10 protein-coding genes are annotated in these 11,888 nt (G+C 58.2%); 6 read left to right on the top strand and 4 right to left on the bottom strand.

The features are described 5' to 3' along the window. Positions 1–442, bottom strand: a 442-nt coding sequence (locus AC0QKW_RS02330) for a photosynthetic reaction center family protein (protein WP_473149444.1), incomplete at its 3' end; no start/stop codon positions are given. Positions 443–1,790: 1,348 nt separating this feature from the next. On the opposite strand from AC0QKW_RS02330, the gene AC0QKW_RS02335 reads away from it, so the two are divergent. Then, positions 1,791–2,975, top strand: a complete 1,185-nt coding sequence (locus AC0QKW_RS02335; RefSeq protein WP_473149445.1) for a hypothetical protein — start codon at positions 1,791–1,793, stop codon at positions 2,973–2,975. On the opposite strand, the gene larC is transcribed toward AC0QKW_RS02335, so the two are convergent. Further along, positions 2,972–4,387 (bottom strand): nickel pincer cofactor biosynthesis protein LarC, encoded by a 1,416-nt coding sequence (gene larC / locus AC0QKW_RS02340; RefSeq protein WP_473149446.1) that lies wholly within the window; start codon positions 4,385–4,387, stop codon positions 2,972–2,974. The two genes, AC0QKW_RS02335 and larC, sit on opposite strands and share 4 nt — an antisense overlap. A 47-nt stretch (positions 4,388–4,434) precedes the next feature. Between larC and AC0QKW_RS02345 the strand changes: the two genes are divergently transcribed. Together AC0QKW_RS02345 and AC0QKW_RS02350 are read left to right on the top strand one after the other, a co-directional pair. Further along, complete coding sequence (locus tag AC0QKW_RS02345) at positions 4,435–5,085, top strand: L-threonylcarbamoyladenylate synthase (protein ID WP_473149447.1); 651 nt, start codon at positions 4,435–4,437, stop codon at positions 5,083–5,085. Positions 5,086–5,312: 227 nt separating this feature from the next. After that, positions 5,313–6,584, top strand: coding sequence for a hypothetical protein (locus AC0QKW_RS02350; RefSeq protein WP_473149448.1), 1,272 nt, complete (start codon positions 5,313–5,315; stop codon positions 6,582–6,584). Positions 6,585–6,589: 5 nt separating this feature from the next. Here AC0QKW_RS02350 and AC0QKW_RS02355 read toward each other — a convergent pair whose 3' ends face one another. Further along, the gene (locus tag AC0QKW_RS02355) at positions 6,590–7,306 is read right to left on the bottom strand and encodes a response regulator transcription factor (protein ID WP_473149489.1); all 717 of its coding nucleotides are present in this window, start codon (positions 7,304–7,306) and stop codon (positions 6,590–6,592) included. A gap of 374 nt (positions 7,307–7,680) precedes the next feature. Between AC0QKW_RS02355 and AC0QKW_RS02360 the strand changes: the two genes are divergently transcribed. The 3 genes from AC0QKW_RS02360 (at position 7,681) to AC0QKW_RS02370 (ending at position 11,152) form a co-directional block, all read left to right on the top strand. Beyond that, complete coding sequence (locus AC0QKW_RS02360) at positions 7,681–8,436, top strand: ABC transporter ATP-binding protein (protein WP_473149449.1); 756 nt, start codon at positions 7,681–7,683, stop codon at positions 8,434–8,436. A 73-nt stretch (positions 8,437–8,509) separates the two neighbouring features. Beyond that, positions 8,510–9,877 (top strand): efflux RND transporter periplasmic adaptor subunit, encoded by a 1,368-nt coding sequence (locus AC0QKW_RS02365; RefSeq protein ID WP_473149450.1) that lies wholly within the window; start codon positions 8,510–8,512, stop codon positions 9,875–9,877. 78 nt (positions 9,878–9,955) lie between these two features. Next, positions 9,956–11,152: an ABC transporter permease gene (locus tag AC0QKW_RS02370; RefSeq protein WP_473149451.1), complete on the top strand. Its 1,197-nt coding sequence runs from the start codon at positions 9,956–9,958 to the stop codon at positions 11,150–11,152. Between the two features lie 21 nt (positions 11,153–11,173). Here the strand turns inward: AC0QKW_RS02370 and AC0QKW_RS02375 are convergent, their stop codons facing one another. After that, positions 11,174–11,872, bottom strand: coding sequence for a Uma2 family endonuclease (locus AC0QKW_RS02375; protein ID WP_473149452.1), 699 nt, complete (start codon positions 11,870–11,872; stop codon positions 11,174–11,176). Positions 11,873–11,888 lie beyond the last annotated feature (16 nt).

Raw genomic sequence — 11,888 nt, forward strand, 5'->3', positions numbered from 1 at the left:
TGTAAGCAACGCAGATCCAGGGGCGCATGCCCAGGCGGTAGCTCAGTTCCCACTCACGACCCATGTAGCAGAAGACGCCGATGAGGAAGTGGAAAATCACCAACTGGTAAGGGCCACCGTTGTACAGCCACTCATCCAGGGAAGCGGCTTCCCAGATGGGGTAGAAGTGCAGGCCAATGGCGTTGGAGGAAGGCACAACAGCACCGGAGATGATGTTGTTGCCGTACATCAGGGAGCCAGCGACGGGCTCACGGATGCCGTCGATGTCGACGGGGGGTGCAGCGATGAACGCTACGACGAAGCAAGCGGTAGCAGCGAGCAGGGTGGGGATCATCAACACGCCGAACCAGCCCACATACAGGCGGTTCTCGGTGCTGGTGACCCACTGGCAAAACTGCTCCCACAGGGAAGCGCTTTCGCGCCGCTGTAGAGTAGTGGTCATAATGTATTAGTCCAGGTAAAGGTACTAAGTATGTTCGCTGAGATTTATTTCAGCTAATGTTACGTTATCACACATTTCTAAATACATGCCGAGAAAAAATAACCTCAGTCGAGTATTTGGGTTGGATTCAAGCCTAAGGAGTTGCATTCCCGAGCGCTTGGTGATGGAATAGAGTCTGCGCTGTCTATATACAGATATCGCAGTTACGGGGGCGTGGCGGAATGGTAGACGCTACGGACTTAGAAAACTGAGCCTTAGCGGAGAAATCTGCTAAGTGGAAGCTCTCAAACTCAGGGAAACCTACCTCTGGCTAAGGCTGGACAAGGCAATCCTGAGCCAAGCTGACCGTCTCTAAATCAGAGAGGTCTGAAGGTGCAGAGGCCCGACGGGAGCTACCCTAACGTGCAGTCGAGGGTAAAGGGAGGGTCCAATTCTCAAAGCCTGGAACAGACTTGAGCCTGTTTGGGCAGCAGCGAAAGCTGCGGGAGAATGAAAATCCGTTGACCTTAAACGGTCGTGAGGGTTCGAGCCCCTCCGCCCCCATACCGCTTTTTGAAGAGTCGAGATATGGAAGTCGTTGCCTACGGCAGTTAATCGTTGCGTTTATGGCCCCGATTCTGGATAGGGACTAGTAGAGAGTACGTTTTATTGCTTTGCTACACGGCTGTACCGCATATCCTAACGGTTCTGGCTGTATTTGGATTTAGGTGAAAAACTGGCCTTGAAGGGCAGCAACCGGTGGATATGGGGTTCTCCTGGGCTGAGTTGATAAACTTCAGCACAATGGCTTAATCAGCCAAAGACTATTTGAGTTGTGTTATTTTACACAGAAGACCTATGTTTGTTACCAGCCTACGACGCTAGTGACAAGTTTGATTTGCGCTCGACCCGGTTTTCAGTCGCATCTCTGAAGCCTGGTCGGTAACGGTGCTTTTCCTAGGCTGTCAATGCGGGGCCTGTTGTTTAAAGCTATCAGGGCAACATTAAGAATTTTTTGCTGAGTAACTCTGATTAGGTCTAATTTTTAGTGACCTCAATTAAGCTGGTTCGGGTTATTTAGGATCTCAGAGTTGTTGTGGCTGACCGGTTATTGGACTAGAGAGAGTCTTAGGGGAATCTCTTTGGCCCACGGGATAGTCAGGGTTTGAGCTTTAGGAAGCGATTGTTTTGAGAAGCTGTGTCTGGATATCCTGAAATGGGGTCAAGTGACCTTGATCGTCAGCCCGGCCTTTCGCTGGCCCAGGCTCAACGCGTTATTTATGATTTTTTGTTAGAGATTGTTAAGGTTTGGCATCCGAAAGATGTTCTGGATGAGTTCCGTCATCTGTTTATTCACCATACTGATTCGGTGAGTTCTCAGACCCTGCCAGCTCTCCACGTAATTTTGTTTGCCAATGACGAGGCAGAGTTTCGTAATACTATCAAGCGATCTTGCTATATTCTCGTCAATAACTGGGAGGTGGCTCGCCAGTTCGAAGCTATTCAGTCGTTGGTAGATCTATTTAATGATCCTTTGCTTCAGCGGCGTACGCTGTCACCAACGCTCAAGCGTCTGCGCTATTGGATCCTTCGGTTTATCCAGAGTGATGATTTTGGAGAGCTACAGCTATTTGCGGCCCGCTATGTCGAAGAGCGCACGGTTAACCGCCCAGGTGAGTGGGCTTCTCGATACACCTCGTATCTACTGGTACCCCAGTATGTCAATGAAGGCAACCCGCTAGAACAGCGCCAGGCAGCCCGAGCCTTATCGCGTCGCCTAAAGGAGAAGTTTAAACATGACTTGGCCATGTATACGGCCTATGGGGAATCGGGCACACCCCAGGGGCGGTCGCTACAAAATCCTACTGCTCTAGGGGATAGTGCGCTACGCTTGGTCAGAGCCATTGTGGCCAAGCGAGGCGACTTTAGCTACAAAAATCTCGCTCGGCTATTTTTTCACCAGGTGCATGAGAGCAGCTACGGTGAGTTTAAGCGCAGCTTGCCAGGTTACCTGCTCTACACCGTCAGCGGCAATCCTATCTCTCAACAAATTCAAGATCACCTAGAGGCAAGGTTGAATGATCTGTACACCGAGTTTGACCACGAGCCCATCGGCCGATCCCTGGTGCTGCGCACTAGCAATCGGCTGATCGATTGCCTCTTGACCGAGGACGAGCAGCCGTCTCCCCTGTTTTCGCTAGTTTTGTCCCAGGGCAATGCACTAACGCTGGCCATCATTTTGCTCAAGCTAGTGCTAATCTCTCGGCAGTCGCTGCTCTACCTAGAGGCTAAGATTGCCAAGTTGATTCGCTACTATGAGCAGTTTCCCCAGAGCGAGTGTCAGTGGGTGATTAACTTTTTGGAGGTCTTTCAAATTACTTTTGCTGTCTATGCCAATAATATTGAGTACAACCTGGTCAGAGTATCGGGTGATGGGAAGACGACGGCGGCCCATATCGCCGAGTTGAAGGACTCAGATATATTTCGGATTTTTTCCCAGACTATGAATGACGCCGCTGCACCAGAGGATTTTCTAGAGCTAGGGGATATCTAGAGATTGTCAGACCCAGAGGTTGGCAGGCTGTGCCAGGTGTGTAGTGCCGATTGATAGATAGCTTGCCAGGGTAGCTGATGGCGGCGGGCCAGCTCTGCACAATCTTCGTACTCGGGATGGACATTGAGCAGAGCCTGGGTCTGGGGATGGTAGGCCAGTTTGACCGCAACAGAGCCGTAGGGGGTCTGTAACGTTTTTAGCAGGCGATCCAGCACCCACCGCTGCTGGGTCTGGCGTCGAATGCCCAGGGTCGGGGTTTCGGCAAATAGGATGTCGAGGCAGTGGCGTTCTTCTACGGGGCGACATAGGGTTGTGATCAGCAGTCCTGGACGAGATTTTTTCATACCTAGGGGCTGGGTGAAAACATCGAGGGCACCGGCTGCAAGGAGGCGATCGCACAGATAGCCCACGGCCTGGGGCAGCATGTCGTCTACCTGGGTTTCTAGCAAAACAACGGTTTCAGCTTTGTAGGGGATGTCGGGGGTGGGGGGGACGGCCTGAGTCTCTGGAGACGAGGCTCGCTTGTCCGGGGGGATGTACTGGTGGGCCTGCTGGGGCTGTTGGCCGATCCATAGGCGCAAGATATTGGGCACCGGCAGCGATTTGCCGCCTGCCCCTAGTCCCGTGCGCTGGAGTTGCATGGGGGGTGGATCGCCAAAGGAATCGGCCAGGGCGGTGGCGATCGCCGCTCCGGTGGGGGTTACCAATTCACCCTCTAGCCCGTTGCTGTAGAGTGGCACCTGGCCTTGCTCCATCAGTTTGAGCACCGCTGGGGCTGGCACCGGCAGCCAGCCGTGGGCCGCCCGCACCCGGCCTCGCCCGGTAGGCAGCGGCGAGCAAACCAGGGTGTCTATGCCCAGATAGTCGAGCCCGAGGCAGGTGCCGACGATGTCGACAATGGCATCAGTGGCCCCCACCTCGTGGAAGTGCACCTGATCGATGGGAATGCCGTGGACGGCGGCTTCGGCCTCGGCCAGGCGATGAAACACTGCCAGGCTCCAGCGGCGGGCGCGATCGGGGAGGGCCGCCTGGGTGATGAGCTGCTCGATCGCAGGCAGGTTGCGCCCTGGTAGCTGGCTGCGATCAGCCGCAGGGGAGACAGGATGCATGCGATCGGGGCCGTGCTCGTGGGAATGATGCTGGCTGGGCTCGTGGGAGTGATGTGTACTGTGCCTATGGCTGGGGGCGATCGCCCCTGGGTCAGCGGGTGAAGAGAGCATGACCTCGGCGAAGAGAGCCCGCAACCCCTGGCGCTGGGTAGGGGTAACCGACAGAATGAATTCGTCGTCTAGCCCGAGGCCGGTGAGATGCTCTTGCAGATAGGTTAGGGGCACCCCGGCATCGACCAGAGCCGCCAGACACATATCCCCGGCGATGCCCGTGGGGCAGTCAAGGTAAGCTATGGTTTTCAATGGAGCACTAGACAACAGAGCACTAGATAGAGAAGGGGACAGGGGCAATGGCAACGGTCTATAAGCTGCATCCTAATAACCCCCAGGGCCGCAAGGTAGAGGCGATCGCAGCGGCGCTGAGACAGGGTGCAGTGGCCCTTTACCCCACAGACACAGTCTACGCCATCGGTTGCGACCTCAACCACAAGGGGGCGGTGCAGCGGGTGCGGCAGCTCAAACAGTTAGCCAACGAGAAGCCGCTGACGTTTTTATGTGCGTCGCTGTCGAATATTGCTGACTATGCCCTGGTCAGCGATGGGGCCTATCGGTTGATTCGGCGGTTGATTCCCGGTTCGTTTACGTTTTTGCTGCCCGCCACTCGCCAGGTGCCGCGCCTGGTGATGAGTCCTAAACGGCGCACCACCGGGATTCGCGTACCCGACCACCCTGTCTGTCTGGCCCTGGTCGAAGCGCTTCAGAACCCGGTGATCTCCACCTCGGCACTGACGCTGCTACCGGCGTCGAGCAAAGGGCAGCCCGTAGACAAAATGGTGATGTTTGACACCTTAGAGAAACTGGTGGATATCATCGTTGACGATGACCAGCCGCTCACCTACGAGGTCTCAACCATTCTAGATATGGAGGGTGATGACCCAGTGATCGTACGTCAGGGGCTGGGTTGGGAAAGAGCGCTGGAGTGGGGTGCTCAGCTGGAGTAGCGCTCAGCGCGCCGTCGATTTCTCTTAACTTATAGGGAGCTGAGCCCCAGGGCAAGGGTCAATCTGACCTAAGGGCGACTGATTAACTGGCACAGCCCTTAGGAAAACTCATTGCCGCAACTCGATGTTCTTAGCAACCCCTACCGGAACAGTCAGGATCTGACAGCACGCTGACTGTCCTGGTGGGCTATTCGCGATTTCAGTGTCGTTGCTAGGATTGGGTAACTATGAAGACCGCATCTACCTGCTGTGCCATGCCCCCATCGCTTCCTGGGCTTTCACCAGAGCCCTCTGACCCCACCGATCGACCCATAGACCCGCTCCTAGCCCCACCCACGGCTCCACAGGCTCCGGCCACCGTGGCCCAGCTGGTAGAAGATCTGTTTGTGGCTCACTTGCAGCGGCGGCCCGGAGGTCTCAGCGGGGTGATGGCGCGGCTGACCGCAGAGGTCGATCGCATTTGCGCCAAGAGCGATCGCATTCAAGCTTCAGCCGATATTGCCCACTGGCAGGCCTCGCTGGTGCGCCACCGGGTGAGCAAATGCTTGGCCTACTACGACATGGGGGTGCAGAGGGGGCGAGTAGAGCTGCAAAGCAGCCTGAGTGCCATTGTCTATCGCCACATTGCACCCCAGGGCAGCTATTTGGGCTTTAAGGGGCGCTGTGCCTTAATCGAAGACTTCATGCAGATCTTTTCAATTGAGGTGTTTAACGCCCTGCGTCGCGAGCACAATCTGCCTGCTAGCTACCAACCCCACACCCGGCTAGAAGTGGCTGAATACATGGCCTTTAGCGAGCAATACGCCAAACGGCGCATTGCCCTGCGGGGCGGCCACAGCCAGCAGCTGATCGTGCTGCGAGCCCAGGCCTTTAGCCGCCGCCAGCCCGCTGAAACCTCGGTGGATATGACCCTGGTGAGCGAAGGGGCCAAAACCGAGGCCGGTGAGAGCCATGCCCGCAGCTCGGTGGTGCAGCAGGTGCGCGACAAGATGACGGCTCAGTCGGCGGACCCCGGCGATGGGGTGATGCGCGATCGCGTAGTGAGTGCCCTGGTGCAGTACCTCAAAGCCCAAGACCAGCCCGACTGCGTCGACTACTTGGCCCTCAAGCTGCAAGACTGTTCACCGACCGAGATTGACGATATCCTTGGCCTCTCGCCCCGAGAGCGCGACTATCTCCAGCAGCGCTTTAAGTACCATGTGGAGAAGTTTTCTCAGCAGCACGAGTGGGAGCTGGTGCACCAGTGGTTAGGGGCCAACCTAGAGGCCCGGTTGGGCATGACCCCCACCGAGTGGGCCGACTTTTTGGTTACCCTGCCCGCTGACTATCGCCAGTTTGTGGCCTTAAAGCAGACCCAGCCGGCCAATGTCAGCCTCAGCGACGAGGCGATCGCCCAAAACCTGGGATGGACGCCGAAAAAAGTCCAGCGCAACTGGACCAAGCTGCTCAAGCTGGCCTGGAACTATCGCAACCAAGCCCGGGGGGCAGAGCTGGGCTAGTTGGCCTAGCCGGCGATCGCCTCCTCGGCCCCACCGGGGGGTTCAAATTTGTAACCCACACCGCGCACCGTTTGAATCAGAGCGGGCTGGGTCGTATCTTTCTCAATTTTTTTGCGAATTTGGCCCACGTGCACATCGACCACTCGCTGGTCGCCCACATAGTCGTAGTCCCAAACCTTTTGAATCAGCTCTGCCCGTCGCCAGACCCGACCAGGGTGGCTGGCCAAAAAGTGCAGCAGGTCAAACTCCAGCGCCGTCAGGGGCACCATTTCATCGTTGAGCATTACCTCGCGCCGTACCGGGTCAATGGCCAAGCTGTTGAAGGTCAGGCACTGCTGCTCTGCCGCCGTCACCGGGCGCTGACGCTTGAGAATGGCCCCCACCCGTACCTCTAGCTCTCCCAGGCTAAAGGGCTTGGTTAGGTAGTCGTCGGCCCCTTCGTTAAAGCCACGAATTTTATCGGACTCGTCGGTGCGGCTGGTGAGCATGAGCACAAACACCCCGGTGCGCGACTGCATCTCTTTACAGAGTTCGTAGCCGTTGGTATCGGGCAGGTTGAGATCGAGAATGACCAGGTCAGGGGTGAACTGCTCAAACATCGCTAGAGCCTTCTTGCCGTCCTCTGCCGACTCCATCTCGTAGTTTTGCTTGGCCAGGAACCGATGAATCAGGTTGCGAATGGCTTGGTCATCATCGACAACGAGGATCTTGGCTTCCGCCATAGTCATACCTTTCTGTAAATTAACTGGTCAGGCGATTAAACAGGAACTTTCACAGGCAGGAACTCTCACAGGCCGCTTAGATACCGCCGCTGCCGTGGCCGATGCCTTTCTACTGTTTTTCAAGCAGTTTTTAGGGCATCAGCCATAAATTAGTAAATGATTTCATAGCTTACTCGAGAACTTTATGAAGTTACCACCCTGCAGGCTCGCGGTATCTCTGGGAAAGCGCTAAACCCAGTATTGATGAATTTTTGTGGGAATGTTCCGGCTACGGATTAGAGTCGTTGGCTTGAGGTATCTTTCTGGAAAAGGGAGGCCAGCTTGAAAATGGCCCAGATCGATGACCTCGAATTCCTAATTACTAGACGCTTCCCATGGCCTCAGTGCTCTCCCCCGGTTCTACCCCAGCGATCGCGACCCCGGCAGTGATCGCCATGGAGCAGGTGTCGCGGGTTTATGGCACGGGGGCGGCGGCGGTGCGGGCTTGCGATCGCATCCATCTCACCATTCAACCCGGCGAATACTGCGCCATTATGGGCCAGTCGGGGTCGGGCAAATCGACCCTGATGAATATTATCGGCTGCCTCGATCGCCCTACCAGCGGCCGCTATCGGCTCGACGGCATGGATGTAGCCCAGATGAACCGGGCGCGGCTGACTCGGCTGCGCAATCGCAAAATTGGCTTTATCTTTCAGCGCTACGAGCTGCTGCCCAACCTCACCGCCCTAGAAAACGTAATTTTGCCAATGATGTATGCCGGAGTGAGGCGGCAGGCGCGGCGGCGGCGGGCCGAGGCCGCCCTGGCCCACATGGGGCTGGCCAACCGCATCGATAAGCGCCCATCTCAGCTGTCGGGGGGGCAGCAGCAGCGGGTCGCCATTGCCCGCGCCATTGTCAACCAGCCGGCGCTACTGCTGGCCGACGAGCCTACCGGAGCCCTCGACTCCCATTCGGCGGCGGAGGTGTTGGGCATTTTTGAGGCGCTGCACCAGCGGGGCATTACCATCGTCATGGTGACCCACTCCTACGAGGTGGCTCGCTACAGCCAGCGGATTATTATGATGAGCGATGGCAAGGTGACGAAGGCCCACCTCAGCCCCGCTGACCTGGGCTATCTCACTCCTCTCTAGCGGGTTTTCCCCGTAGCGGGTTTCTCCTGTAGGGTTTTTCTGCTTCAATCGCTGTTTGTTTGGACGTTACTCTGTGCCGCCCGAATCTCACCCCGACGCATCTACCGCTGCTCAGGATTCGCCCCTGCCCGAGCCTTTGGCGGCCGCAGCGACGGCGAAGCCCCTGAGCCCTGGCCTGTTTGACGATGACCTGTTTGACGACAGTGCGGTGGCTAAGCCCCGCCCTGGCCTGCGCTGGCTGGTGGCCTCGGGGCTGGTGCTGCTGGTGGGAGTGGGGGGCTGGCTGGGCTACCGCACCTACCAGCGCCGCAGCGCCGACCCGGTGGTGGTGACCACCGCTACCCCCCGCCGCGACACCCTCGAAACCCGTGTCGATGCCCAGGGCATGGTCACCCTGGGTAATCAGCAGACTCTAAAAGCGCCGGGGGAGGTCACCGTGGAGTCGGTGCTGGTGCAGGAGCGCCAGCGGGTAACCCAGGGCACGGTGCTGCTGCGCCTGCGCGATCGCACCCTAGAGCAAGAACTCGACAGCGCTCTGGTAGAAACCGAAATCTTGACCCTGACCCGCCAGCGCAACGCCGAGCTGGTGGCCGAACAGCAGCGGGCTGTAGAGCGGGCCACCACCCGCCTGCAAGAGTCCCAAGATCTGCTGGATCAGGGATACATCTCTGAGGATGACTACACCGACGATCGCAACGCTCTGGAGACCGCCCAGTCGGAGCTGCGCGGCGCCGAGGTCACCCTGCGCCAGTCGGATCTCGAAATTCGCCGCAACCGGGCCACCCTGGATAACCTGCGCGCCCGTTTGGCTGACAATGCGATCGTCGCCCCCTTTGACGCCGTGGTGCTCAACATCGACGTGCAGCCGGGGGCCGGGGTGCAGAGCGAAGGCAACCTGCTGACCATTGGCGACCCGGCCCAGGAGGTGGTGGAGTTTGACCTGATGACCCTGGATGCGGGCAAAATCTCCGTCAATATGCCGGTACGGGTCAGCGTGCAGGGGCCAAACCTCGATCAGTACCCCGGTCGGGTCATCAGCATTGCCCCCCAGGCGGTGGGCGACAGCGAATCGAGCGGCGGCGGCTCCCAGGCCATGGTCAAGGCCGTGGCCCGGCTCGATCGCCCCAGCGGCGTGCTGATTCCTGGCAGCCCCGTCAGCGTTGAGGTGATTTTGCAGCAGCGGCCTGACGCCCTGGCTCTGCCCACCAATGCTCTGCAACAGGAGGAGGGCAACACCTTTGTCTGGGTGGTAGATAGCGACGGCAAAGCCCAAAAGCGCCCGGTCACCACCGGCCTCGACACCCTGGAGGCGATCGAAATTCGCTCGGGGCTGGCGGAATCGGACATCGTGATTCTCACTCTTCCGCCAGATCAGCCCTTGGAGGAGGGCATGGCGGTGGAAACTGCTGACTCCGCTGCGCCTGGCCCACCCACCCCCTAATTCCCTCCTTCCGCAGAAAAGACCCGTGGGTCTTTTCTACATATCTACCCCGGCCCATCTACCCCGGCCCACCGACCCATGGCCCTCTCTCCCCTCGACCTCAGCCTCACCACCCTGCGCGACCTGCGCGGCAACTGGGTGCGATCGGCCCTCACCACCCTGGGTATTTTTATGGGGGTGGCCGCTGTCAATGCCACCCTCAACATCGATGCCATTGCCAACCGGGTGCTGCAAGACCAGTTGGCGGCGCGGGACAACCCCAGCCTGTCGGTGTCGGTGTACGGGCGATCGCGCCCCCCAGTCGAGTTTGATGCCGCCCAACTGGCCGAGCTAGAGCAGGCCGTGCCCGGCATCCATAGCATCAGCCGGGTGTCCTACGTGTGGGCCGCCAATGAGGTGCGCCATCTCGACCAGGTCACCGACAACTTCAACGCCTGGAGCGTTTCTGAAAACTACCAGCGCACCACTGGGCGGCGGGTGCTCAGCGGACGCTTTTTCGACGCCGAAGATTTTGAAGCCTTCCGCGCCGTAGTCATCCTCGATACGGTGCTGGCCCAGCGCCTGTTTCAGGGGGCCTCTCCGGTGGGTGAGGGTGTCTTTATTGACGGCACTCGCTTTAGCGTCGTGGGGCTGATCGAAACCAAAAACATTGAGGGTAACGAAAAGGGCGAACCGCCCGGTACCCTATGGATGTCAGAGCCCTACAGCACCATTTTGATGGGTCGCCGCCGCTGGAGCCAGATCCAGGTGGCCCTGCGCGATCTCGAAGACTACGACACTGTCCCTGACCAGGTGGAGGCTCAGCTGCAGCAGATGTTTCCCGGCTACGACATCTATATAGAGGGCAACGTCGAAGACCTCTACGAAGAAGAGAAACGGCAGCGGGCCTCGATTCGCGTACTGAAGGCGGTAGGGCTGCTGGCCCTGGTGATCGGCGGCGTGGGCATTGCCAACATCACCATTGCCGCGATTATGGAGCGCACGCGAGAGATTGGTCTGAGGCGGGCGATCGGAGCCACCGATTTAGAAATTATGGCCCAGTTTATTGCCGAAGCCGCCCTACTCAGCCTGATCGGGGGCACGGCGGCGGTGGCTACGGTTCATGGACTCACTAAGGTGGCCACCACCACTATTTTTGAAGCCCCCTACGAGTTCAACTGGCGGGACGCGACTCTGTCGATGGGGGCGGCCTTTGGGGTGGGAGTGGGGGCTAGCTTTTTGCCCGCTCTGCGGGTGATGCGCATCGACGTAGTGCAGGCGCTTCGGGGAGAGTAGGGATGGTGGGATGAGGGGTTGTTAAGGGCGGCTGAGGGTAGTGGCAAACTGGTGGTGCTCAGGAGATTGCAGCCCGGTTTGGAGGGTGGATAGAACCTCGGCCATATCGCCTTTGAGCAGGGCTGGGACGGCCAGCCACAGTCCGGGGAAAGTTTCGCTACACGCTATACCCTGGGCGTTGATCGGTAGCGATTGGTAGCTGCCGTCTACCAGGGCGAACCAGTCCAACCGGTTTTCGTATACTTGCCAGACCAGATATTCCATTATGCCGTTGCGGCGGTAGGCCTGCTTTTTATCGCCTAGGTCAATAGCGGCACTGCTAGCGGCAATTTCAATCACGAGTTCGGGGGTGCCTTCGAGGTACCCATCGGGGCTCAGTCGAGCCCGTCCGCCAGCGGCTTCATCAATCAGCAGCACGATGTCGGGCTGGGGCTCGTTGTCTAGATCTAGGCGCACCGTGGGCTCAATGCCCAGGCGTAGCCCTGGTGTCATTACCTGGTAAGTCCATAACCAACCATGGATGCGGCTGTGGGGCTCGGCGTGCTGCTGAAATCTAAGCGGTGAGGCCACGTAGACAATTCCTTCAATTAGCTCGGCTTTTTTGATTGTGGAAGCCCGGTAGCGCCGCTCAAACTCAGGGCGAGTGAGGCGATCGCCGCTTTCCAGCGGGGCAGTTGAGGAGCCAATGGCCGCAGCAGAACCGGCGTGGTAGGTTGTCATAGCGTAGGTGGCGAGG

The organism is Pseudanabaena sp. PCC 9330, assembly GCF_055795045.1.